The organism is Streptomyces sp. NPDC002884 (genome assembly GCF_040295245.1).
GTDB lineage: Bacteria > Actinomycetota > Actinomycetes > Streptomycetales > Streptomycetaceae > Streptomyces.
This window is the reverse complement of the sequence record NZ_JBEOVB010000034.1, coordinates 40,411-63,206: the sequence shown is the minus strand read 5'-3', so window position 1 is coordinate 63,206 and position 22,796 is coordinate 40,411. Positions and strand designations below refer to the sequence as shown.

Sequence of the window (22,796 nt, the reverse complement as noted above, 5' to 3'; positions counted from 1 at the left end):
CCGATCCGGGTCTGCGACCTTCGCAGCCTCCCCCTTCCCCTCCCCAGCCTCGACCGCATCGGTGTGTCAGCCCCGGTCGTCGCGCCTGCACCTTCCTCCACCATGCCTGCGCACGCCCTCGCCAGGCGTGCCGTGACCATCGCCTCCGGCGGGAGTTCACCATGCCCCAGAACACGTCCACCTCCATGTCCGGCCCCTCCTCGATGAGCCGCCGGCTGTTCCTCACCGCGACCGGCGCCCTGTCGCTCGGCGCCGCGCTCACCGCCTGCGGCGGGAACGACTCCGGCGGTTCCGCCGGCTCCGCCAAGCCGGTCGGGCAGGCCGACATCGACAAGGCGATGAAGACGCCGACCGAGCTGACCTTCTGGACCTGGGTCCCGAACATCGACAAGGAGGTCGCGCTCTTCGAGAAGCGGTACCCGGCCGTCAAGGTCAAGGTGGTCAACGCCGGCCAGGGCACCCCTCAGTACACCAAGCTGCGGACGGCGCTGAAGGCCGGCAGCGGCGCCCCGGACATGGTGCAGATCGAGTACCAGGCCATTCCGACGTTCACCATCACCGACAGCCTGCTGGATCTGCGGCCGTACGGCGCCGCCGCGCTCAAGTCCACCTTCGTGGACTGGACGTGGAGCCAGGTCAGCGGCGGCGACGGCGAGATATGGGCCATCCCCCAGGACACCGGGCCGATGGGCATGCTGTACCGGCAGGACATCTTCGACCGGCACGGTATCGAGGTGCCGCAGACCTGGGACGAGTTCGCCGCCGCGGCCCGCAAACTGCACAAGGCCGACCCCGACGTCTACCTCACGAACCTCGCGGCCAACCAAGTCGCCGCCTGGCACGGGCTGTTGTGGCAGGCGGGCGCCAAACCCTATGTGACGTCCGGCAAGAGCGACATCACCATCAGCGTCGACGACAGCGTCTCCCGGAAGCTCGGCGCGTACTGGGGCGGGCTCGCGAAGGAGGGAGTCATCGGCGTCGAACCCGACTTCACCGACTCCTGGTACGCGGCGCTCAACAAGGGCAAGTACGCCACCTGGATCACCGCCGCCTGGGGGCCGGTCTTCCTCTCCGGCTCCGCGAAGGCCACCGCGGGCAAGTGGCGGGCCGCCCCGCTGCCGCAGTGGGACACCGCCAAGCCCAGCTCGGGCAACTGGGGCGGCTCGACCACCGCGGTGATCCGATCCTCCAAGAACCCCGTCGCGGCGGCGGTGTTCGCGCAGTTCCTCAACACCGATCCCGCCAGCGCGAGGATGTTCGCCACCGAGCAGTTCTTCTTCCCGGCGACCAAGGCCCTGCTGACGGACGCCGAGTTCGTGGCGGACGCCCCGGCCTTCTACGGCGGCCAGAAGGTCAACCAGGTGTTCGCCGACATCAGCTCCACGGTCAACTCCTCTTTCCAGTGGCCCCCGTTCCTCGACCAGGCGGCGACCGACTGGACGGAGACCGTCGGCAAGTCCCTCGCCGACAGGACCGACACCGTTCGCGCGCTCGGCACCTGGCAGTCACGGCTCACCTCGTACGCCAGGAACCAGGGCTTCACCGTCAAGGGGAGTTGAGATGCGCCGTCAACGGGCGGCAGGACCGCTGTTCGTCGCACCGTTCATGGTGCTGTTCCTGCTGCTCTTCCTCGCCCCGCTCGGCTACGCCGCCTATCTCAGCCTGTTCCAGGAGCGCCTCATCGGCGGTACGGCGTTCGTCGGGCTCGACAACTACACCCAGGCCCTCGGCGATCCGCAGTTCCTGCACGGCATCGGACGCGTCGCGCTGTTCTTCGTGGTCCAGGTCCCCGTGATGCTGCTGCTGGCGCTGGCGTTCGCCCTGGCGCTCGACAGCGGTCTGCTCCGGCTCGCCCGTGTCGTCCGGCTGGGCATCTTCGTCCCGTACGCCGTCCCGAGCGTGGTCGCCGCGCTCATGTGGGGCTACCTGTACGGGCCGGACTTCGGTCCCTTCGCCCAGCTCGGCCGCGAACTCAGCCTGCCGGTACCGGACTTCCTCAGCGAGGGCTGGATGCTGGGCAGCCTGGCGAACATCGTGACCTGGGAGTTCGTCGGCTACAACATGATCATCCTGTACGCCGCCCTGCGGACCGTCCCCGAGGAGCTGTACGAGGCGGCCGCGGTGGACGGGGCCGGCGCCTGGCGCATCGCCTGGTCGATCAAGCTGCCCGCCCTGCGCCCGGCGCTGATGCTCACCCTGCTGTTCTCGGTGATCGGCAGCTTCCAGCTGTTCAACGAGCCGAAGCTGCTGATGACCATCGCCCCGGACGTGATCAGCAGCTCCTACACCGCCAACCTCTACGCCTACACGCTCGCCTTCACCGGCCAGCAGGTCAACTACGCGGCCACGGTGTCCTTCCTGCTCGGTCTCGTCATCGTGATCGCGTCCTACGCCGTCCTGCTCACCGCGAACCGCAGGAGGACCCCGTGACGACCTCGACCCCCACGGTCACGATCGCCGAGCCGGTCCGGCCGGCCCCCGCAACTCCCCCGGGACGCCGTCGGCGCGGGGCCCGGCGCAGCACCCCGTTGACGATCGCCATGCTGGCCGCCCTGGCCTACTTCCTGCTCCCCCTCCTCTGGCTGCTGATCGCCTCGACCAAGAGCACGCAGGACCTGTTCAACAGCTTCGGCCTGTGGTTCTCGGACACCCCGCAGCTGCTGACGAACGTCAAGGAGACCTTCACCCAGGACGACGGGGTCTTCGTGCGCTGGCTGGTCAACACGATGCTGTACGCGGGCGTCAGCGCGGTCGGGGCGGCGCTGCTCGCGGCCGCCGGCGGGTACGGCTTCGCGAAGTTCCGTTTCCGCGGCGACCGGACCGCCTTCAATCTGGTGCTCGGCGCCGTCATGGTCCCGACCACCGCGCTGGCGATCCCGACCTATCTGCTCTTCGCCGAGGCGGGCCTGGTCAACACCCCCTGGGCGGTCGTCCTGCCGTCCCTGGTCAATCCTTTCGGCCTCTACCTCATGCGTGTCTACGCGCAGGACGCCGTCCCGGACAGCGTCCTGGAGGCCGCGCGCATCGACGGGGCCGGCGAGGCCCGGATCTTCTTCCGGATCGCGCTGCGGCTGCTGGCTCCCGGCCTGGTGACGGTGCTGCTGTTCACCCTGGTGGCGACCTGGAACAACTACTTCCTGCCGCTGATCATGCTGAACGACCCGGATCTGTACCCGATCACGGTCGGCCTCTCCTCCTGGGCCGCACAGGCGCAGAACGGCGGGGCAGGCGCCAGCAGCGACATGCTCGCGCTGGTCGTGACCGGCTCCCTGATCTCGATCGTGCCGCTCGTCGTGGCCTTCCTGCTGCTCCAGCGGTACTGGCAGAGCGGCCTGGCCGCCGGCGGCGTCAAGCAGTAACCCCTTCCCCTGGTTCCCCTCGCTTCCCTCGTTCCCCCGGAGGTTTCCTTCATGGCGGCTCTGCCTGCCCGCGTCCTCTTCGGCGCCGCGTACTACCACGAGTACCGGCCCCCCTACGGCGACGAACGCCCCGGCGAACGCCTCAAGACCGACCTCGATCTGATGACCGACGCGCATGTCACCGTCATCCGGGTCGGCGAGTCGGTGTGGTCGACCTGGGAGCCGGAGAACGGGCGGTTCGACCTCGACTGGCTCCAGCCGGTGCTCGACGGCGCCCACGAGCGCGGCATCTCCGTCGTCCTCGGCACACCGACGTACGCCGTCCCGCCGTGGCTGGTCCGGCAGTACCCGGAGATCACGGGCGAGCGGCGGACCGGTGAGCGCATCGGCTGGGGCGCGCGTCAGGAGGTCGACTTCACCCACCCCGGCTTCCGGTTCCACGCCGAGCGGGTGATCCGCAAGATCGTCGCCCGGTACGCCGGGCACCCCGCGGTCATCGGCTTCCAGGTCGACAACGAGCCGGGCCTGGAGCTCTTCCACAACCACGGCGTCTTCCAGCGCTTCGTGGACCACCTGCGCGAGACGTACGGCGACGTCGAGACCCTCAACCGCGAGTGGGGGCTGGTCTACTGGTCGCACCGGCTGTCGACATGGGCCGACCTGTGGACGCCGGACGGCAACGCGCAGCCCCAGTACGACGTCGCCTGGCGGGCGTTCCAGGCCCGCCAGGTAACCGAGTTCATCGGCTGGCAGGCCGACCTCGTCCGCGAGTACGCCCACTCCGGGCAGTTCGTCACCACCTGCATCTCCTACACCCGCCCCGCGGTGGAGGACGACGAGCTGACCGATCGTCTCGACATCGCCACCGGCAACCCGTACTACGACATGCAGGACGGCCTCCTGCTGCCGGACCCGGCCCCGGACGACCACGAACAGAAGTGGAAGACCACCGGCGTGTGGGCGCTGTACCAGACCGCCGACTGGATGTTCTCCTCCCGCCAGGAGCCGTTCCTGGTGACCGAGACCGACGCCGGCTCCATCGGCTTCCCGTGGGACAACCGCCCCGCCTACGACGGCCAGTGGCGGCAGGCCGCCTGGGCGCTCGTCGCACGCGGCGCCCGCATGATCGAGTACTGGCACTGGAACACCCTGCACTTCGGCGCCGAGACCTACTGGGGAGGCGTCCTCCCGCACAGCGGTCGGCCCGGCCGTACGTACGCCGAACTCGCCCGGCTGGGCGCGGAGTTCGAGGCGGCCGGTCCGCTCGTCGCGGGGCTCGAACCGGACGCGGACATCACGATGGTGTACTCGACGCCGAGCAAGTGGCTGATGCAGAAGTACCCGCCGCTGGCCAAGCCGGACGGCGAACCGGATCCGGCCGCCTACCACCGCTTCTTCGACCCCTTCTACCGGGGCGCGTTCGAGGCGGGCCGCCAGGTGCGCATCGTGCACGCACGGCAGCTGCACGACCCGCGCGGTGAGCGCGAGGGCCTGAGCCCCGAGGAGGCCGTCCGCCGTCATCCGGTGCTGGTGGTGCCGGCGTTGTACCTCGCGGCCGATTCGACGCTCGACTGGCTCGCGGCCTACGCCGAGGCCGGCGGCCATCTCGTGCTCGGTCCGCGCACCGGCTACGCCGACCACGAGGCCCGGGCCCGGCACGAGGCGGCCCCCGGCCGGCTGACCGACGTCGCGGGCGTCCGGTACGACGAGTTCAGCAACCTCGTCGGCGAGATCCCCGTGCGATCGGCCTCCGGAGGGCCGCTCGACCTTCCCGAGGGTGCGACGGCGACCCGCTGGGCCGACGGACTCACCGTCACCGACGCCGAGGTGCTGGTCGCCTACGACCACCCGCACTTCGGGCGCTGGCCCGCGGTCACCAGCCGCCGGCACGGCGCCGGCCGGGTCACGTACGTCGGCACCGCGCCGGGGCGCGACCTCGCCCGGGCGCTGGCCGAGTGGCTGACGCCGGCGGCGCGGCACGCCTGGCGGGACCTCCCGGCCTCCGTCACGGCGACGACCGGCACCGCACCCGACGGACGCCGCGTCCACATCGTCCACAACTGGAGCTGGGAGCCGGCGGGCGTCCGCGTCCCGGTGGCCCTCTCCGACGTCCTGACCGGCGCCACGCTCCCCGCGGGCGCCGCGCTGGACCTGGGGCCCTGGGACGTACGTGTCCTCGTCGTCTGACCCGACCCCCGCGGACATCACCGTGGCCGTCCCCCGAGGAGGGGCTGTGCAGAGAAGAAGAACGGGCCGAGTGCTGGGTACCGCCGTCGCCGCGTCCGTGATGCTGGCGATCCCCATGACCGGCGCCCAGGCGTACAACCCGACGGGCGGGATCCTCTATCAGCTCGGCGGCGAACCGTGTCTGAAGGGGCGGGGCAACTGCGCGATCTACCCGAAGTCGGCGGAGCTGCCGAGCGGACGTCTCGTGGCGTCGTTCGAGAAGTCGACGGTCGTGACGGCGACGGGCAGCGCGGACCGGCAGACCCTTCCGGTCTACAAGAGCGACGACCACGGAACCACCTGGCAGTCGCTGTCCGAGGTCGGGGCTCCGGCGTACCTGTCCGGCGACGCCAGGTACGCGAAGTACACGAGCAACTGGACGAACCCGTACCTGTACGTCCTTCCGCAGGACGTCGGGAACCTGAAGCAGGGAACGCTGCTGCTCGCGAGCGTGGTGTCGGGCGACGACTCCTACTACACGGAGCACAAGGCGGCCGACCCGAACTGGACGCCGGCCAACGACGGCGACCGCAAGGACCTCGCGATCGCGCTGTACTCCAGCACCGACGACGGTGCGACGTGGAAGGTCGAGAACGTCGTCGCCACCGGCGGCTGGCAGGGGGGCAGCGCGGGCGCGGTGGGCCAGAACATCGCGGCCGCGAACACGCATCGTCAGGTGGACCCGGTCTGGGAGCCGTATCTGATGGTCCACAAGGGCAAGCTGGTCTGCTACTACTCCGACGAGAACGACTACACCGGCTTCAGCACGAGCACCGGTGTCCCGACCCTGGACCCCGCCAACGACACGGCCGCGGACTCGCACGGCCAGATCCTCGCCCACAGGACCTGGGACGGCCGCGCAGCCGGTTGGAGCGATCCCGTCGTGGACATCGCGGGACTGAACCAGGACATGGGCGGCGGCAGGACGGAGATCGGCGGCGGGCGGCCCGGTATGGCGAACGTCGTCCGGACGAGCGACGGCAAGTGGCTGCTGACCTTCGAGTACTGGGGCGGCGGCGTCAACACCAAGTACGTGCTCGCCGACGACCCGCTGAAGTTCTACGCCGGCTCCGCGACGGGCACGGGCGTGACCTCCCTGCCGCTCGACGCCGGTTCCCACGCCCTCGCGGCGGGCGGCAGTCCGGTCCTCGTGAGGCTGCCCGGTGGCCGCCTGGTCTACAACGCCGCCGGCAGCGGCAACGTCTGGGTCAACGACAGCGGACGCAGCGACAGCACGTGGAAGGAGTACCAGACGACCTCACCGGCCGGGTACAGCCGCGACCTCCAGTACGTCGAGGGCACCGGCCGCATCGCGATCCTCAACAACCAGGGCACCTCCACGATCGCCTACGCCGAGGTCGACCTCGGCCACTCGGACGGCGCCTACCACCAGCTGGTGAACCGCAGGACCGACCAGGTGATCGGCACCGGGAACAGGACCAACGACGCGAACATCGGCAACGCGGACGTGCCCGACGTCCGGCTCGAGGCCCCGGGCTCGGCGGCGAACGCGGACACCCAGTACTGGCATGTGACGACCGAGCCGAACGGCGGCGTGAGCCTGCTGAACAAGTCGGGCGGCCGGGCGGCGGCCGTCTGGACCGGCAACGCCACGGCCGGCCAGAAGATCGGCCAGTGGGTCGACAACAGCGCGACCGGCAGCTGGAACCTCGTCAGGACCACCGACGGGTTCTACCGGTTCCAGTCGGTCAAGAACACCGGCCTGTACCTGACGGGCGCGTCCGCCGGAGCGCAGCTGACCCTCCAGAACGCGCTCACGGACGGCTCCCAGGACTGGGAACTCGTCCCGTAGGGGTGTCAGGCGGCGAGGGCGGTGCGGGGGGCGGCCATCGGTTCGACGGCCGCCTTCCCGGCCGGCACCCATCCGCTCAACTCCCTTACCGGCACGCTCAAAAGAGGGGCCGAAGAGGGCAGAGACCTTCCCGTTCCGAAGTTCCTCCGGCCAGTCCCGAAACCCGTCACCCCGTCGGGGGACGGGCTCCGTACGTTCGAGGAACCAGCGGGACCGGAGCAGCCCGGGCCCGCGCAACCGGCAGGAGAAGCGCCGTGGCGAATCTGGAGATCTCTATGAAGGAGACGATGACCGCGGTGGAGGGGGCGGTAGGAGTCGCTGTCGTGGACTACACGAGCGGCATGGCACTCGGCACACTCGGCGGAGGCAAGGAACTCGATCTGAACGTGGCCGCGGCCGGCAACACCGATGTGATCCGCGCCAAGGTCCGCACCATGGAACACCTGGGCCTGAAGGGTGAGATCGAGGACATCCTGATCACGCTCGCGAGCCAGTACCACCTCATCCGGCTGCTCAAGGGCCGTGGTGGGAGCGGGCTGTTCATCTACCTCGTCCTGGACCGCGGCCGGTCCAACCTGGCCATGGCCCGCCACCAGCTCAAGCGGATCGAGGCCGAGCTCGAGGTGTAGACGAACGAACGGCTCGCGGCTTCGCACACCCTCGAATTGAAGATTTCTTCATCTCGACACATCCAGATCAGCGCATCACACGGGTGTGCGGAGTCCGCAGCCACCAGGATCGTGACGCAGCACGTGGCGCGCGGCGGCGTACGGGCGGCCGGGCGGGCCGCGGCGCCGTCGCGCATCACGCACCCGTACGCGGCAGGGAGCGAGCGAGAGACCATGCAGGTTCCCCTCTACCAGGCCAAGGCCGAGTTCTTCCGCATGCTCGGGCACCCGGTCCGCATCAGGGTCCTCGAACTGCTCCAGGGCGGCCCCGTCGCCGTGCGGGACCTGCTCACCGAGATCGAGATCGAACCGTCCAGCCTGTCCCAGCAACTGGCGGTGTTGCGCCGCGCCGGGATCGTGGTGTCGATCCGGGAGGGCTCGACGGTCAGCTACGCGCTTGCGGGCGGCGACGTGGCCGAGCTGTTGCGGGCCGCCCGCCGCATCCTCACCGAACTCCTCGCCGGACAGAACGAGTTGCTGGCGGAGCTGCGCCAGGCCGACCTGCCGCTGCCGGTACCGCAGGGCAGCACCGGCCGGACGTGACACGGGCGGGGACGCGGACGGGGACGCGGACGCGGACGGAGCCAGGAACGGGAAGGGGGACAAGGGCAGGAGGCAGGAGGCAGGGGGCGGTAGCCGGCAGGCACGGTGGGCCGGCGAGGACGGCGGGGACGGTTTCAGGTTTCCTTCAGGTATCTCCTGAAGCTTGGGCCCATGCACGGACACCGACCACGTACCCCCGCATCCGACCGCAGCCGCCGCTGGTTCATGAACAAGGCGCTGCTCGCCGGCGGTGTCGCCGCGATGGCGACCATGACCGGCTGCTCCTCCGGCTCCTCCGACACCGCGGGCGCCGCCGCGTCCTACGGCGGCCCGGGCGGGATGCCCTCCGGGGGACCCGGCGGCGGCGCCGGCGGAATGGGCCCCGGAGCGAGCGAGGTCAAGTACGCGGACTTCGTCGGTGTCACCACCGACGGCAAGGTCGCGGACGACCTGTACTCGATCCACGCGACGGACGTCTCCACCGACAAGGTCGTCAAGGCCGCCCAGGCGTTCCTGGACGGGCTGACCGCCAAGGAGCGCAAGGCCTCCGTCTTCGAGGTGGACGACGACGAGTGGCTCGCCTGGAGCAACGTCGACGGCTACCAGCGCGAGGGCGCCCGGATGGGCGACCTCACCGACAAGCAGCGCGACCTCGGGTACGCGCTGCTCGGGGTCGCGCTCTCCGCCGAGGGACTCACCCAGACCCGCAACATCATGAAGCTCAACGCGTTCCTCGGCGACTACAGCGGCGGCAACCGGGACACGCTCACCGAGGGCGCCTACTTCTTCACCTTCATGGGCACCCCGTCGACCGGCGAGCCGTGGGGGTTCCAGTACGAGGGCCACCATGTGGCCATCAACTACTTCGTGCTCGGCGACCAGGTGGTCATGACGCCCACCTTCATGGGCTCCGAGCCGACCTCCGCCACCTACGACGGCGAGAAGATCACCCTCTTCGAGAAGGAGACGACGGCCGGCCTCACGCTGCTGCGGTCGCTCACGGACGCCCAGCGGAAGAAGGTCGTCTCCGCGGAGGCCAAGGCCGGGGACAACCTGAAGGCGGGCGCCGGCCAGGACAACCTCGAGCTCGCCCACCAGGGCCTCGTCGCCTCCGGGTTCACCGCCGCACAGAAGAGCAGTCTGCTGGCCCTGGTGCGCGTCTACGTCGGCAACATGGACGACGGGCACGCCGAGGTGAAGATGAAGGAGGTGGAGGAACACCTCGACGACACGTACTTCTACTGGATCGGCGAGACCAAGGACTCCTCGGCCTTCTACTACCGCGTGCACAGCCCGGTCGTCCTCATCGAGTACGACGCCCAGTCGCCGCTCGCCTACGGCACCAAGGACGGCGGCGGCGGCATGGGCGGACCGGGCGGGACCCCGACCCAGCAGCACATCCACACCATCATCCGCACCCCCAACGGCGGCGACTACGGCGTGGATCTGCTCAAGCTGCACCTGGAGAACGACCACTAGGGTCCGGCCGACGCCGCGGTTCCGAACAGCGGCTCGGAACTCGAACGAAACACACCGAAACGCCACGGTTCGCCACCCCTTCCGCCACGTAGAAATATCTACCAGCATGCATATGCCCCCTCGGCATGCGGCCGGGGGCGGATGTCACACGGAGCCGACATGAGCGATGCGATGTGGACACGCGGCGTGGAGTGGCTCGCCGCCGCCGCGACGGACCCGCGGCTGTGCAAGCGGGAATGGGACCAGGGCGACGGGATCGCCCTGCTGGAGGCGGGCCGCTACTGGGACGTCCTCAGCGTGCCGGACCGGCTGGGCCTGCTCACCCTGGACCTGCTGTGGCAGACGTCCCGGCCCGCCCCGGGACCCACACTCGTGGACACCGCGGCGCACCGGGTCGGCTTCCTCCTCCCGCCGGACCCCGGCAGCCGGTGGATCGGCGCGGGACTGAGACGCGCGGGCCGGGGCTCCTGGGTGGCGGTTCCTCCGCCCTACCGGGCCGCGCGGTTCCTGGAGTGGCTGGTCCCGCCGGACGGGACCGGCATGCTGCACGCGCCCGTGACGCTGGAGCTGGCCCTGCGTCAGGCGAACGGCACGCTGGCCGTGCTGACCCCGATGTGCGGCCGATAGCCGAATAATGTCCCCATGGGACACAAGTCTCACCGGGACTTGTGTCCCATAGGGACATTATCGAGGTACGGTCGGAGGCATGAAGGCATCGGAGCCCCCCGCCGCACCGTCCGCCGCCGCACCGTCCGCCGGCGCCCCCGAGGACCGGCGTCGCCGCAAGACACGGCAGACCCGGGCCGCGCTGGCCGGCGCCGCGCTCGACCTGATCCTGGAGCGCGGCCTCGCGGCCACCACGGTGGAGGCGATCGCCGAGCGCGTCGACATCACCCGGCGCACGTTCAGCCGCCACTTCACCGGCAAGGAGGACGCCGCGCTCGACTTCGTGCGCGGCGACGGCGACCGCATCAACGCGCTGCTGCGCGCCCGGCCCGCCGACGAGCCCCCGCTGCTCGCCTACCGCCGGGCCGTGCGCGACTGGCTGGCCGACCGGGACGACCCTGCCTGGCACGTGCGGCCCCGCATCCGCGGGCTGCTGGCCCTCGTGGACCGCGAGCCCGCCCTGTTCGCCGCGTACGAGCGCATCCGGGTGGACGCCCAGGAGGAGTCGATCCGCATCGTCGCCGGCCGGCTCGGGAGCGACGACGTCCGGGACATACGCCCCGCCGTCGTCGTCGGCGCCGCCGCCGGTGTCCTGACGGCCGCCCTGCGCGTCTGGGCGCGCCGCACGGACGGCAGCACCCCGGACGACTCGGCGGCCGCGGACCTGGCCGCCCTGGTCGAGCGGTCCTACGACGCCCTCATCGGGGAGGCCGCGGCCGCGGACTCCCCCGGCACTACCGAAGAGTGAGCACACCATGAGCGACACCCCCGAGAGCACCGGCCCCGCCACCCCCGCGGCCGTCACCGAATACGCCACCGAGTTCGCCGGAAAGACCGCTCTGGTCACCGGCGCCGCCTCCGGCATCGGCCTGGCCACCGCCCGCCGGCTCGGCGCCGGCGGCGCGAACGTCGTCATCGCCGACTTCAACGCCGAGGGCGCCGAGAAGGCCGCCGCCGACCTGCTGGCGGAGGGGATCAAGGCGGCGGCCGTCGAACTCGACGTCACGCGGCCCGCGTCCGTCGAGGCGGCCGTGCGGTTCGCCGTCGACACCTTCGGCGGGCTGGAGCTGGCCGTGAACAACGCCGGGATCGGCGGCCCGAGCGCCCCGACGGGCGCGTACGACATCGAGGCCTACGACCGGGTCGTGCGCACCAACCTCGACGGCGTCTTCTACTCCCTGCGCCACGAACTCCCCGCCATCGAGGCGGGCGGCACGGGCGGCGCCGTCGTCAACGTGGCGTCCATCCTGGGCTCGGTGGGCTTCGCCGGCTCGTCCGCGTACGTCGCCGCCAAGCACGGCGTGGTGGGTCTCACCAAGGCGGCGGCCGCCGAGTACGCGGCGAAGAACATCCGGATCAACGCGGTCGGCCCCGGCTTCATCGAGACACCGCTCCTCAAGGGCATGGACCGGGACGCCTACGACAGCCTCGTCGCCCTGCATCCGGCCGGCCGGCTCGGCGGACCCGCCGAGGTGGCCGAGCTGATCGTCTTCCTGCTGTCGGACCGGGCCTCGTTCGTGGCCGGCAGCTACCACCTCGTCGACGGCGGTTACACGGCCGTCTAACTCGCTTACGGCGTACGGCAATTCAGACAGTCGACGCAGAAGTGAACAGATACCGGGCTCTTTGGGAGGCAAGTCTCGCTCAACCGTGCGGGATCGATCGATGACGGTGTGTACTGTGCTGCGAGTGCCCGGTCCGAGCCCATCGGACCCACCCCTGCCCTGAGCACCGCGACGACGCCCGACCCTCCCTGGAACCGAATCGATGATCGAACTACCGGACCTGGTGGCCGGCGGCCTGGCCGCCGGCACACTGTCCGCGCTCGCCCTCGGCGGCGGTCTGCTGCGCCTGCGGCGGCAGCAGACCCGGCAGCGAGCCGAGATCGCCGCACTGCGCACCCAACTCGACGGGTCCCTGAGGGCGTTCACGGCCGAGGTCGAGCATCTGGCCGGCCGACGGGTGCCCGCCGCGGCCCGCCAGGTGGCCCATCCGCACGTACCCGAACCGGGCCCGCTCCAGCCGCTGACCACCGGCACCCCACTGGGCATCGCCCTGGAGAACGTGGTGCTGGCGCTCCAGTCCGAGGTGGCCGCCCAGCGCACCCGGGTCGACGCGGCCGCGCAGGCCGGGATGCGGGGCGCCACCCGCGAGATCCAGGCGGCCCTGTACCGGCTCCAGGACGCGCTGCGCGGACTCCAGCAACGCTACGACGACCCGGAGTTGGCGCAGACCCTGTTCCGGCTCGACCACGAGAACGAGCAGTCGCTGCGCCGCGCGCAGGTCACCGCCGTGGTGTGCGGGGCGTGGGTCGGGCTGGCGCGCGAGGAGTCGCACCTGGTGGACGCGGTGACCGGCGGTCAGGCCCGGCTCGCGGGCTACCAACGGGTCCAGGTCCACAACCATCTCGAGACCGGTACGGCCCTGGTCTCGCACGCCGTCGAGCCGGTGGCCATCATCGTCGCCGAACTGCTCGACAACGCGCTCAGGCACTCCGCCCCGGACACCGACGTCGTGGTGAGCCTGGAACATGTCCACCACGGCGTGTGTGTCACGGTCGACGACGCCGGTCTCGGCATGACGCGGGACGAACGCGACCGCGCCCAGCGGCTGGTGGCCGGCGACGACCTCATCCTGCTGACCGACCTGGGCGATCCGCCGCGCATGGGGCTGGCCGCCATCGGCCGTCTCACCCGGCAGTTCGACCTGGGCGTCGATGTCTCCTCGGCCTCCCCGTACGGCGGCGTGCGCGCGGTGCTGCGGGTCGACAGCCATCTCCTCAGCCGTCTCGACCCGGCCGACCGGCCGCCGGCCGCGAGCGCGCCGCGCACGACGCGCAAGGCCGCGGCCGACCGGCCCGCGCCCTCCCACACGTACGGCACGGAGACCGGCGCCCCCGAGCCTGCGCCGGGGCACCACGAGCCGACGGACACCGACGGCCTGCCGCAGCGCCGTCGCCGCACCCGGGCCGCCGCGCCCGAGGAGAGCCCGGCGCACAGACCCGCGCAAGGCACCGCGCGGAGGCCGCAGGACGCGGCGGCCGCCCTCGGCGCGCTCCAGTCCGGCACGGCGGCGGCCCGCGCGGCCGCCGAGAACCCCGGGGCCGGCCACGGGAGCGCCCCGGGCGGCCGGACCGGCGAGAGCGACCACCCGGACCACCCGGACCACACCGACCACACCGACATCGAGGGGGAAGCGGCGAGATGACCAGCCGTAATACGGGCGACACGGCATGGGTGCTGGAACCGATCCTGCAGGTGCCGCACGTGCTGGCCGCCGTCATGCTGACCCGGGACGGACTGGTGACGGGCTACACCGACGCCCTGTCGCAGCCGTCGGCCGAGCGGGTGGCCGCCATCACGAGCACCGTGCAGGGGGCCTGCCGGACGGCGGCGGCCGCGTTCGCCGACCGGGAGCGGGCCGAAGTCCGCCAGATCGTCATCGAGTCCGACCACGGCTATGTGCTGATCGTGCCGACCGACCACGGCACCTGCGTGGCCGCGTACGGCGACGGCGAGACGCGACTGGACCTGCTGGCACACCGGGTCCACTCCCAGGTGGCGCGACTGGGCGAGAAGGCCATGGCGGCCGCGCCCCGAGGAGCCGACGACAACGCGCCGGCATGACCCGCCGCCCGGCCGGCCGTCAGCTCGTCCCCGCGTACCTGTCGACCGGCGGGGTGGCCCGGCCCAGCCGGCCCCACCTGGAGCGGCTGTCGGTGCTCGCCCGCACCGAGGAGCCGCTGCCGGTCGGTCTGCCGGCCGCCGAACTGGCCCTGCTGGACACCCTGGAGGGCGGCTCACTGGCGGTGGTGGAGGCGGCGGCGCTGCTCAGGCTGCCGGTCTCCGCGGTGCGGGTGCTGGCGGCCGGCCTGGTCGACCGGGACCTCGTTCTCGCCCGCGCGCCGATCCCGCCCGCCGAACGGTTCGACCCCGACCTGCTGAAGAGAGTGGCCGATGGCCTCCGCGCCCTCAAACACCACCCCTAGCGCCGGCGCGCCCGGTGCCGTCCACCGCCCCGACACCGCCCGCGACCTGGTGAAGATCCTGGTCGCGGGGCCGTTCGGGGTGGGCAAGACGACCCTGATCGACTCGGTGTCCGAGATCCGGCCGCTGCACACCGAGGAACACCTCTCCGAGGCGTCCGCCGACGTGGACGACCTGGCCGGGGTGCGCGAGAAGTCGACGACGACCGTCGCCATCGACTTCGGCCGGATCAGCCTGCCCGGTGACGTCGTGCTGTACCTGTTCGGCACACCCGGCCAGGAGCGCTTCCGCGCGCTGTGGGACGACATCGCCTACGGGGCGCTGGGCGCGCTCGTCCTCGTCGACAGCCGCCGCCTCGACGCGTCGTTCGACGTGCTGGGCCTGGTCGAGGAGAGCGGGCTGCCGTACGCGGTGGCCTTCAACACGTTCCCCGACGCGCCCCGCCACTACGGTCCTGAGCGGCTGCGCCAGGCGCTGGACCTGGAGCCCGGGACACCGATGGTGACCTGCGACGCGCGGGACCCCGACTCCTCGATCGACGCGCTCCTCGCGCTCGTCGACCATCTGATCGGACATGACGCCGTGGAGGCCCGGTGACCATTCATCCCCCCGACCGGCGCGACTTCGCGCGCTCCGCGCCGGTGCGGCTGTGGGACGACAGCTTCGCCGCCGACCCGCACCGCCACTACCAGGCGCTGCGCAACCAGGGACCGGTCGGCTGGGGCGAGTTGGCGCCCGGGGTGCCGGCGTACGTCGTCACCGACCGGCGCGCCGCGCTGGACGTGCTGCACGACGAGGAGACGTTCTCGCACGACCCGCGCGCGTGGGAGTCGACCGTTCCCGACGACTCTCCGGTGCTCGGCATGATGCGCTGGCGGCCCAACGCCCTGTTCGCCGACGGAGCCGCGCACGTCCGCTACCGGACCACGCTCATCGACGTGTTCGACCTGGTGGAACCGCACGACCTGCGGGGGCGGGTGCACCGGGCGGTGCGGCTGCTGGTGGGCCGGATCGGGCCGAGGGGCGAGGCCGACCTGGTCGGCGACTTCGCCGAGCCGCTGATGGCGCTGGTGTTCAACGACCTGTTCGGTCTGCCGGAGAGCCAGGGCGACCGGCTGCACTCGGGCGTGGGCAAGATGATGGAGGGCGGCGACCGGGCGACCGTGGGTGAGGCGGAGTACGCGCAGTACGTACTGGACCTCATCGCCGCCAAGACCGAACGGCGCGGCGACGACCTGCCGAGCCGGCTCCTCGACCACCCGGCCGGGCTGACCCGGGAGGAGGTCACCTGGCAGGTGTTCCTCACCCTCGGCGCCGGATACGGGCCGACCGCGAACCTGCTGTCCAACACGCTGTCGAGGATCCTCGGCAACCCGCTCTACTACTCCACCCTCACCGACGGCGCGCGCCCCGTCATGGACGCGGTGGTCGAGGTGCTGCACCACGAGACGCCGCTGGCGAACTACGGCATCTACTACGTCCGCCGGCCCGTGGCCTTCCACGGGGTGTGGCTGCGTGAGGCGGTGCCGGTCGTGGTGTCGTACGGGGCGCTCGGGATCCTCGCCGAACGGGAGGTCACCGAGGGCCGGCATCCGAACGACGCCTCGCACCTGTCGTGGGGAGCGGGAGCGCATGCCTGTCCGGTGAAGCAGCACACGTTGCTGCTGGTCACCGAGGCGATCGAGCGGCTGACCCAGTGGCTGCCCGACCTCGATCCCGTCGTGCCCCGCGATCGGCTGTCCTGGCGGCCCGGCCCCTTCCACCGCGCGCTGACCGCGCTGCCCGTCCGCTTCAGCCCCCGCTCCCCCGCTTCCGAACCCTCAGGAGTCCGTTCGTGACCGTGACCGACCGCATCGTCCTCGACCCGTTCGGCACCGACGTGCACGCCGAGAGCGCCCGGCTGCGCGCCCTCGGCCCGATCGTGCCCGTGGAGCTGCCCGGCGGCATTCCGGCCTGGGCGCCGACCGGGTACGACACCCTGAAGTCGCTGATCCTGGACCCGCGGGTCAGCAAGGACCCGCGGCGGCACTGGCGGCAGTGGGCGGAACTCGGCGAGCACCCGTCCTGGGGCTGGATCCTGGGCTGGGTCGGTGTGATCAACATGCTCTCCACGTACGGCCCCGACCACGCCCGGCTGCGCAAGCTGGTGGCGCCGAGCTTCACCCACCGGCGCACCGAGGCGCTGCGCACCCGGGTGGAGGCGATCACCGAGGAGCTGCTGGACGCGCTGGAGAAGGGCGATGACGCGGTCGACCTCAAGGCCACCTTCGCGCATCCGCTGCCGATGCAGATCGTCTGTGAACTGTTCGGGGTGCCGGACGACCTGCGGGAGGCCACCGTCCGGCTGGTCGCGGCCATCATGGACACCACGGACCCGACGCCGGAGCACGCCGCCCGCGTCCAGGAGCAGATCGGCGCGGTGCTGGGCGGGCTGATCGCGTACAAGAGCGAGCACCCCGACGACGACCTGACGACCGAGCTGATCCGCGTGCGCGACGAGGAGGGCGACCGGCTCGGCGACGAGGAACTGCTGTACACGTTGCTGCTGGTCATCGGCGCCGGTTTCGAGACGACGGTCAACCTCATCGGGAACGCGGCGGTGGCGCTGCTGCGGCGGCCCGACCAGCTGGCGGCCGTCCGCCGGGGCGAGATCGGCTGGGACGCGGTCGTCGACGAGACGCTGCGGCTGCACCCGCCGATCGCCACGCTGCCGCTGCGGTTCGCCGTCGACGACCTCACGGTGGGTGAGGTGACGATCCCGGCCGGGGACGCCATCATCACGACGTACGCGGCGGCGAACGTGGACCCGGCACACTACGGGGCGGACGCGGATGTGTTCGACGCGGCCCGCGCGGCGGACGACCAGCTGGCCTTCGGGATCGGTGTGCACCGGTGCATCGGGGCTCCGCTGGCCCGGATGGAGGCGCTGACGGCGCTGCCCGCGCTGTTCGACCGGTTCCCGGCGCTGCGGCTGGACACCGGGGCCGCGGAGCTGCGGCAGGTGCCCTCGTTCATCGCGAGCGGCTGGCAGGAGATCCCGGTGCGTCTGCGGGACTGAAGCGCGGGGGTGCGACCGGTCCCCCGTTCCGGTCGTACCCCCGCGGCTCCTCGAAGCTACGTTCCCGGCGAGCGGCTGGGAATCGTGTCGATGCCCGCTCCGGCCGCCGGAGGGCTCACCTGTGCACAGGTGAGTCCGGATGGCCCGATTCCGTCCAGGGGGCGGATTCGTGCAGGTCGGGTTGGTCCAGGTCACCGGCCGCCACATGGGCCAGGACGACCTCGTACAGGTCGCTGCCGGCCGCGAGCAGCTGTCGTTCGAGGACGGGTTCGGCGCTGCGGACGTGTTCACGGACGGTCTGCGCGTGCACTCCGAGCAGCTGGGCGGCGCGTTCGGCGTTGCCGCCGGCGGCGATCCAGGCGCGCAGCGTGCCGCGCAGGTCCCGGCCGTCGGAGTCGAGACGGGCCAGCAGGTCCCGCGCCCAGCCGCGCAGGGCGGGGCCGCCGAGCAGCTCGCCGAGCCGGGCGGGGGCCACCGCGGTCCCCGTCAGGTGCCCGGCGATGGCGACCTGGGTGTGCAGCGCGAGGTGGACCGCGGCCCGGACGGTGAGGTCGGAGAAGTCGGCGCGCAGCAGGTTCTCGACGCGTTCCATGCGGGCACGGACGGTGTTGCGGCTGACGCCGAGCACCTTCGCCGCGTTGACGGCGGTGAACTCCAGGCCGAGCCGGGTGGTGGCGAGGAGTTCGGCGCGGGTGTGGTGCGGGAGGGTGTCGAGGGGGCGCAGCAGCCGGGTCGTCCAGGTGCGCAGGATCTCGGGGTCCATCAGGCGTTCGGGGTGGGTGCGTTCGGCGTAGACGGCCGTCTTGTCGGGGCGGAAGCGGGCGACGGCGAGGGCGCTGACGGCCTGTCCGTAGGCGGTGGCGGTGCGGGCGAGGCTCTGGAGGGCGCTGCCGCCGAGGAACGTGCCGGCGCGCCGGTCGCACAGGGCGCGCAGCGCACCGCCCGCGGTGTCGTTCGGGACGACGACGATGACGTGGCCGTCCATGGCGGGGCACCGCACGACGAGGGCCTCGTCGTGGGTCGCCGCCACGCAGGCCGCCGCGAGACGGTCGCGTTCCTCGGGGCTGGTCTCGACCACGTAGACGCAGGCGGTGTCGGTGTCGAGCAGACCGGGCCACAGGCCGGCGGCGACGCGGCGGGCGGCGACGGTGTCCTCGACCATGAGGAGCTGGAGAATGGCCAGGCGCAGGTCGGCGGTGGCGCGGGCCAGCCGGTGTCCGGTCGCGGCGGTCTCCTGCGCGCGCAGCAGGAGTTCGAGGACGCCCACGGTGTGCGTGACGATGGCGGAGGCGCGTCGGCCGAAGGGGCTCGTCCGGGTCACCGCGAGCACGCCCGACGAGGCGGGGCGCGGGAGTTCGACCCTGGTCAGACGTACGAACCTGCCCTCGCCCTCCCAGGCGGCGGAGGCGAGCCGGCCGCCGATGACGGCGGCGACCAGGCTCTCGTCGAGCGGGGTGAGCGGTCCGGCGAGCGGGGCGCCGGTGTCGTCGCGCAGGGAGACGGTCGCGTCGAGCGTGTCCGCCAGCCAGTCGAGGACTCTGCGGAGGTCGCCGCCGGTGGGGCGCAGATGTCCGAGGAGTTCCTGCGCCCACGCCGAGCCGGCGTCGTCCGCCGCGTCGGTGTGGGGGTTCCCGTCGTCCCGGCCGGCCATGTCGGCGCTCTCCTCGTCCCTCACGGCCCGGGCGGGCCGAACCAGTCATATCGGTCGGGGACGTTACCTCACGCGGGGGCGGAACGTCCGCCCGCGGGACGGGGTACCGCGTGCGGAACCGGGCGAGGCCGGCCGGCGGCCGCTGACTTCCTGATGCCGACGGCGGCCAGGACGGCTCCCGCGGCACACAGCAGGCCGGTGACCACGGAGGCGGCGTCCAGGCCGTTCCTGAAGACCTGGCCGCTGCCCTTGACGACGGCCCGCCCGAAGCTGCGCGGGCATGGTGTCCGAGACGGGCGCCACACCCATCGCGACGGCACTCGGGCCGCTCGCCGACAGCCGGGAGTTCCTCCCGGGCGGGCCGCCGGGCACTCCTGCGGAGTCGCCACCCCGTGGCACGGCATAAGCTCGGCCAATGGCGAAGTACTACGACGTGCACCCCGACAACCCTCAGCCGCGCACCATCTCCCAGGTCGCGGCCGCCATCCGGGCGGACGCGCTGATCGCGTACCCCACGGATTCCTGCTACGCGCTGGGCTGCCGGCTGGGCAGCAAGAACGGCATCGACCGGATCCGGGCCATCCGCGAGCTGGACGACAAGCACCACTTCACCCTCGTGTGCCAGGACTTCGCGCAGCTCGGCCAGTTCGTACGCGTGGACAAGGACGTCTTCCGCGCGATCAAGGCGTCGACGCCGGGCAGCTACACCTTCATCCTCCCGGCGACCAAGGAGGTGCCGCGCATGCTCCAGCACCCGAAGAAGAAGACGGTGGGCGTGCGCATCCCGGACCATGTGGTCACCCAGGCCCTGCTCGCCGAGCTCGGTGAACCGCTGCTGTCCAGCACCCTGTTGCTGCCCGGCGAGGACGAGCCGATGACCCAGGGCTGGGAGATCAAGGACCGGCTCGACCACGTGGTGGACGGCGTGGTGGACTCCGGGGACTGCGGCACCGAGCCGACGACGGTCATCGACTTCTCCGACGGCGAGGCGGCGATCGTGCGGCACGGGGCGGGTGACACCTCCCGGTTCGAGTAGCGCGCTCCGCGCCCCGGCCTCGCGGTCCGGGGGGCCCGGAGGGCAGGTGGATGGTGTATGCAACGATGGTCGCCGCCCGGTCCCACCGGGCCGGTCGATCGCTCGTCCGCTCGCCGTAGTGCACCGCGCAGAGAGGCACCCCCATGACCTCCGTACAGGGAACAGCCGTGGACATCCCCACCGAGGACGGCGTCGCCGACGCCTATCTCGCGCATCCCGGTGACGGGGCGCCCCGGCCGGGTGTGCTGCTCTACCAGGACGCCTTCGGGCTGCGCCCGCATCTGAGGGCGATGGCCGACCGGCTCGCCGGGGCCGGCTACACGGTGCTGGTCCCGAACGTGTTCTACCGGCACGGACGCGCGCCCGTCGTGGAGATGCCCGAGTTCATCGACCCCGGCGCGCGTCCGGAGATCTTCGCGGCCCTGGGTCCGCTCATCCAGTCCCTCACCTCCGAGTCGGCGGTGCGGGACGCGGGCGCCTATCTGCGCTGGCTGGAGGAGAGCCCCCTCGTCACGGCCGGGCCGGTCGCGCTGACCGGGTACTGCATGGGCGCCCGCCTCGTCCTGTGGACCGCCGGCGGGTATCCGGACCGGGTCGCGGCGGCGGCCGGCTTCCACGGCGGGCGGCTCGCGACCGACGCGCCGGACAGCCCTCACCTGGCGGCCGAGCACATCACGGCCGAGGTGTACTTCGGCCACGCCGACAACGACCACTCCCTGCCGCCCGAGCAGATCGCGCGCTTCGAGGACGCCCTCACGGCGGCGGGCGTCCGTCACACCTGCGAGGTGTACGCCGGCGCCGAGCACGGTTACACGCAGGCCGACACCGCCGCGTACGACGAGAAGGGATCCGAGCGGCACTGGGCCGCGCTGCTGGACCTGCTGAAGCGGACCTTCTGAGCGCGAGGGCGCCCTCCGGCACGAGTCGTACCTGAGGGCGCCCTTTCATTTTCCGCCGCCGTCTCTGTCCACATTGTTGACATGGGCACAACCTCGGTGCGACTTTGAGAGCGCTCTCAACATGGTACGGACCAACCCCACAGGCCTACCCGCACGGAGGTGGAGAGTGCTCTCAAGGATCACGCTCACACTCAGGATCGCCGGAGCCGCCGCTCTCGTCGGCGCGCTGCTCTCCCTCGGCCCCCCGGCCCAGGCGGCCGTCCCCGACACCATCCCGCTGAAGATCACCAACAACTCGGGGCGCGGCGAAGCCCTGTACGTCTACAACCTCGGCACCCAGCTGACGACGGGCCGGCAGGGCTGGGCGGACGCGAACGGCACCTTCCACGCCTGGCCCGCCGGCGGCAACCCGCCGACCCCCGCGCCCGACGCCTCGATCGCGGGCCCGGCCGCCGGACGGTCCGCCACCATCCGGATCCCCAAGTTCTCCGGCCGGGTGTACTTCTCCTACGGCCAGAAACTCGACTTCCGGCTGACCACCGGCGGGCTCGTACAGCCCGCCGTGCAGAACCCGACCGACCCGAACCGGAACATCCTGTTCAACTGGTCCGAGTACACGCTCAACGACTCCGGGCTGTGGCTGAACAGCACTCAGGTCGACATGTTCTCCGCGCCGTACGCGGTCGGCGTGCAGCGTGCCGACGGGACCACCCTCAGCGCCGGACACCTCAAGGCGGGTGGCTACACCGGCTTCTTCAACGCCCTGCGCGGACAGCCCGGCGGCTGGGCGAACCTCATCCAGACCCGGTCCGACGGCACCGTCCTGCGGGCTCTCGCCCCGCTGTACGGGGTGGAGACGGGCGCCCTCCCGGCGAACGTCATGGACGACTACGTCAACCGCGTCTGGCAGAAGTACGCGACGACCACGCTGACCGTCACCCCCTTCGCCGACCAGCCGGGCACCAAGTACTACGGCCGGGTCTCGGGCGGGGTCATGAACTTCACCAACTCCTCCGGCGCGGTGGTGACCAGCTTCCAGAAGCCGGACGCGGCCAGCATCTTCGGCTGCCACAGACTGCTGGACGCACCGAACGACGCGGTGCGCGGACCGATCTCCCGCACCCTGTGCGCGGGCTTCAACCGCTCCACGCTCCTGGTCAACCCCAACCAGCCGGACACCACGACGGCGAACTTCTACCAGGACACGGTGACCAACCACTACGCCCGCAAGATCCACGCGCAGATGGCGGACGGCAAGGCGTACGCGTTCGCCTTCGACGACGTCGGACAGCAGGAGTCCCTCGTCCACGACGGCTCCCCGCTCCAGGCGTACCTGACGCTCGACCCGCTGAACTGAACCGAACCGACCGGAGCGACTGAACCGAGCGCACACGACGACGTCCCGCACGCGG

The 22,796-nt window shown here is 71.6% G+C and carries 21 protein-coding genes; 20 read left to right on the top strand and 1 reads right to left on the bottom strand.

The window, feature by feature from the left end; translation table 11 throughout:
• Positions 1-161 precede the first annotated feature (161 nt).
• The 17 genes from ABT070_RS38555 (at position 162) to ABT070_RS38475 (ending at position 17,798) form a co-directional block, all read left to right on the top strand.
• Complete coding sequence (locus ABT070_RS38555; RefSeq protein ID WP_351767578.1) at positions 162-1,559, top strand: ABC transporter substrate-binding protein; 1,398 nt, start codon at positions 162-164, stop codon at positions 1,557-1,559.
• Between the two features lies 1 nt (position 1,560).
• On the top strand, positions 1,561-2,430 hold the full coding sequence (locus ABT070_RS38550) for a carbohydrate ABC transporter permease (RefSeq protein WP_351767577.1): 870 nt from the start codon (positions 1,561-1,563) through the stop codon (positions 2,428-2,430).
• On the top strand, positions 2,427-3,359 hold the full coding sequence (locus tag ABT070_RS38545) for a carbohydrate ABC transporter permease (protein WP_451102437.1): 933 nt from the start codon (positions 2,427-2,429) through the stop codon (positions 3,357-3,359). The genes ABT070_RS38550 and ABT070_RS38545 overlap by 4 nt, the downstream gene beginning before the upstream one ends.
• A 51-nt stretch (positions 3,360-3,410) precedes the next feature.
• Positions 3,411-5,546 carry a beta-galactosidase gene (locus ABT070_RS38540; RefSeq protein ID WP_351767576.1) on the top strand — a complete coding sequence of 712 codons (2,136 nt, stop codon included), beginning with the start codon at positions 3,411-3,413 and terminating at the stop codon, positions 5,544-5,546.
• Positions 5,547-5,646: 100 nt separating this feature from the next.
• Positions 5,647-7,398 (top strand): RICIN domain-containing protein, encoded by a 1,752-nt coding sequence (locus ABT070_RS38535; protein ID WP_351767602.1) that lies wholly within the window; start codon positions 5,647-5,649, stop codon positions 7,396-7,398.
• Between the two features lie 254 nt (positions 7,399-7,652).
• Positions 7,653-8,027: a hypothetical protein gene (locus ABT070_RS38530; protein WP_351767575.1), complete on the top strand. Its 375-nt coding sequence runs from the start codon at positions 7,653-7,655 to the stop codon at positions 8,025-8,027.
• Positions 8,028-8,240: 213 nt separating this feature from the next.
• The gene (locus tag ABT070_RS38525) at positions 8,241-8,609 is read left to right on the top strand and encodes an ArsR/SmtB family transcription factor (protein ID WP_351767601.1); all 369 of its coding nucleotides are present in this window, start codon (positions 8,241-8,243) and stop codon (positions 8,607-8,609) included.
• 171 nt (positions 8,610-8,780) lie between these two features.
• Positions 8,781-10,088: a DUF3500 domain-containing protein gene (locus ABT070_RS38520; protein ID WP_351767574.1), complete on the top strand. Its 1,308-nt coding sequence runs from the start codon at positions 8,781-8,783 to the stop codon at positions 10,086-10,088.
• Between the two features lie 159 nt (positions 10,089-10,247).
• Positions 10,248-10,715, top strand: a complete 468-nt coding sequence (locus ABT070_RS38515) for a hypothetical protein (RefSeq protein ID WP_351767573.1) — start codon at positions 10,248-10,250, stop codon at positions 10,713-10,715.
• Between the two features lie 79 nt (positions 10,716-10,794).
• On the top strand, positions 10,795-11,502 hold the full coding sequence (locus tag ABT070_RS38510) for a TetR/AcrR family transcriptional regulator (protein ID WP_351767572.1): 708 nt from the start codon (positions 10,795-10,797) through the stop codon (positions 11,500-11,502).
• Between the two features lie 7 nt (positions 11,503-11,509).
• Positions 11,510-12,319, top strand: a complete 810-nt coding sequence (locus tag ABT070_RS38505; protein ID WP_351767571.1) for an SDR family NAD(P)-dependent oxidoreductase — start codon at positions 11,510-11,512, stop codon at positions 12,317-12,319.
• 202 nt (positions 12,320-12,521) lie between these two features.
• Positions 12,522-13,961: an ATP-binding protein gene (locus ABT070_RS38500; RefSeq protein WP_351767570.1), complete on the top strand. Its 1,440-nt coding sequence runs from the start codon at positions 12,522-12,524 to the stop codon at positions 13,959-13,961.
• Positions 13,958-14,380, top strand: coding sequence for a roadblock/LC7 domain-containing protein (locus ABT070_RS38495; RefSeq protein ID WP_028806383.1), 423 nt, complete (start codon positions 13,958-13,960; stop codon positions 14,378-14,380). Before ABT070_RS38500 ends, ABT070_RS38495 begins: the two co-directional genes overlap by 4 nt.
• Complete coding sequence (locus ABT070_RS38490; protein WP_351767569.1) at positions 14,377-14,742, top strand: DUF742 domain-containing protein; 366 nt, start codon at positions 14,377-14,379, stop codon at positions 14,740-14,742. The genes ABT070_RS38495 and ABT070_RS38490 overlap by 4 nt, the downstream gene beginning before the upstream one ends.
• Positions 14,711-15,337, top strand: coding sequence for a GTP-binding protein (locus ABT070_RS38485; protein WP_351767568.1), 627 nt, complete (start codon positions 14,711-14,713; stop codon positions 15,335-15,337). Before ABT070_RS38490 ends, ABT070_RS38485 begins: the two co-directional genes overlap by 32 nt.
• Positions 15,334-16,578, top strand: coding sequence for a cytochrome P450 family protein (locus ABT070_RS38480; RefSeq protein ID WP_351767567.1), 1,245 nt, complete (start codon positions 15,334-15,336; stop codon positions 16,576-16,578). Before ABT070_RS38485 ends, ABT070_RS38480 begins: the two co-directional genes overlap by 4 nt.
• Complete coding sequence (locus ABT070_RS38475) at positions 16,575-17,798, top strand: cytochrome P450 family protein (RefSeq protein ID WP_351767566.1); 1,224 nt, start codon at positions 16,575-16,577, stop codon at positions 17,796-17,798. Before ABT070_RS38480 ends, ABT070_RS38475 begins: the two co-directional genes overlap by 4 nt.
• A 115-nt stretch (positions 17,799-17,913) precedes the next feature.
• Here the strand turns inward: ABT070_RS38475 and ABT070_RS38470 are convergent, their stop codons facing one another.
• A complete protein-coding gene (locus tag ABT070_RS38470) occupies positions 17,914-19,449 on the bottom strand; it encodes a helix-turn-helix domain-containing protein (RefSeq protein ID WP_351767565.1) in 1,536 nt (511 codons plus the stop codon).
• Between the two features lie 415 nt (positions 19,450-19,864).
• On the opposite strand from ABT070_RS38470, the gene ABT070_RS38460 reads away from it, so the two are divergent.
• The 3 genes from ABT070_RS38460 to ABT070_RS38450 all read left to right on the top strand — a co-directional run bounded on the left by ABT070_RS38460 (position 19,865) and on the right by ABT070_RS38450 (position 22,741).
• Positions 19,865-20,485, top strand: coding sequence for an L-threonylcarbamoyladenylate synthase (locus ABT070_RS38460; protein WP_351767564.1), 621 nt, complete (start codon positions 19,865-19,867; stop codon positions 20,483-20,485).
• A gap of 143 nt (positions 20,486-20,628) precedes the next feature.
• A complete protein-coding gene (locus ABT070_RS38455; RefSeq protein WP_351767563.1) occupies positions 20,629-21,384 on the top strand; it encodes a dienelactone hydrolase family protein in 756 nt (251 codons plus the stop codon).
• A gap of 121 nt (positions 21,385-21,505) precedes the next feature.
• A complete protein-coding gene (locus ABT070_RS38450; protein WP_451102442.1) occupies positions 21,506-22,741 on the top strand; it encodes a glycoside hydrolase family 64 protein in 1,236 nt (411 codons plus the stop codon).
• Positions 22,742-22,796 lie beyond the last annotated feature (55 nt).

Coding starts and splice junctions, on each gene's coding strand:
- ABT070_RS38555 (WP_351767578.1), top strand. CDS start 162: ATGCCCCAGAACACGTCCACCTCCATGTCCGGCCCCTCCTCGATGAGC.
- ABT070_RS38550 (WP_351767577.1), top strand. CDS start 1,561: ATGCGCCGTCAACGGGCGGCAGGACCGCTGTTCGTCGCACCGTTCATG.
- ABT070_RS38540 (WP_351767576.1), top strand. CDS start 3,411: ATGGCGGCTCTGCCTGCCCGCGTCCTCTTCGGCGCCGCGTACTACCAC.
- ABT070_RS38535 (WP_351767602.1), top strand. CDS start 5,647: ATGCTGGCGATCCCCATGACCGGCGCCCAGGCGTACAACCCGACGGGC.
- ABT070_RS38525 (WP_351767601.1), top strand. CDS start 8,241: ATGCAGGTTCCCCTCTACCAGGCCAAGGCCGAGTTCTTCCGCATGCTC.
- ABT070_RS38520 (WP_351767574.1), top strand. CDS start 8,781: ATGCACGGACACCGACCACGTACCCCCGCATCCGACCGCAGCCGCCGC.
- ABT070_RS38515 (WP_351767573.1), top strand. CDS start 10,248: ATGAGCGATGCGATGTGGACACGCGGCGTGGAGTGGCTCGCCGCCGCC.
- ABT070_RS38510 (WP_351767572.1), top strand. CDS start 10,795: ATGAAGGCATCGGAGCCCCCCGCCGCACCGTCCGCCGCCGCACCGTCC.
- ABT070_RS38505 (WP_351767571.1), top strand. CDS start 11,510: ATGAGCGACACCCCCGAGAGCACCGGCCCCGCCACCCCCGCGGCCGTC.
- ABT070_RS38500 (WP_351767570.1), top strand. CDS start 12,522: ATGATCGAACTACCGGACCTGGTGGCCGGCGGCCTGGCCGCCGGCACA.
- ABT070_RS38495 (WP_028806383.1), top strand. CDS start 13,958: ATGACCAGCCGTAATACGGGCGACACGGCATGGGTGCTGGAACCGATC.
- ABT070_RS38490 (WP_351767569.1), top strand. CDS start 14,377: ATGACCCGCCGCCCGGCCGGCCGTCAGCTCGTCCCCGCGTACCTGTCG.
- ABT070_RS38485 (WP_351767568.1), top strand. CDS start 14,711: ATGGCCTCCGCGCCCTCAAACACCACCCCTAGCGCCGGCGCGCCCGGT.
- ABT070_RS38470 (WP_351767565.1), bottom strand. CDS start 19,449: ATGGCCGGCCGGGACGACGGGAACCCCCACACCGACGCGGCGGACGAC.
- ABT070_RS38460 (WP_351767564.1), top strand. CDS start 19,865: ATGGCGAAGTACTACGACGTGCACCCCGACAACCCTCAGCCGCGCACC.
- ABT070_RS38455 (WP_351767563.1), top strand. CDS start 20,629: ATGACCTCCGTACAGGGAACAGCCGTGGACATCCCCACCGAGGACGGC.
- ABT070_RS38450 (WP_451102442.1), top strand. CDS start 21,506: ATGGTACGGACCAACCCCACAGGCCTACCCGCACGGAGGTGGAGAGTG.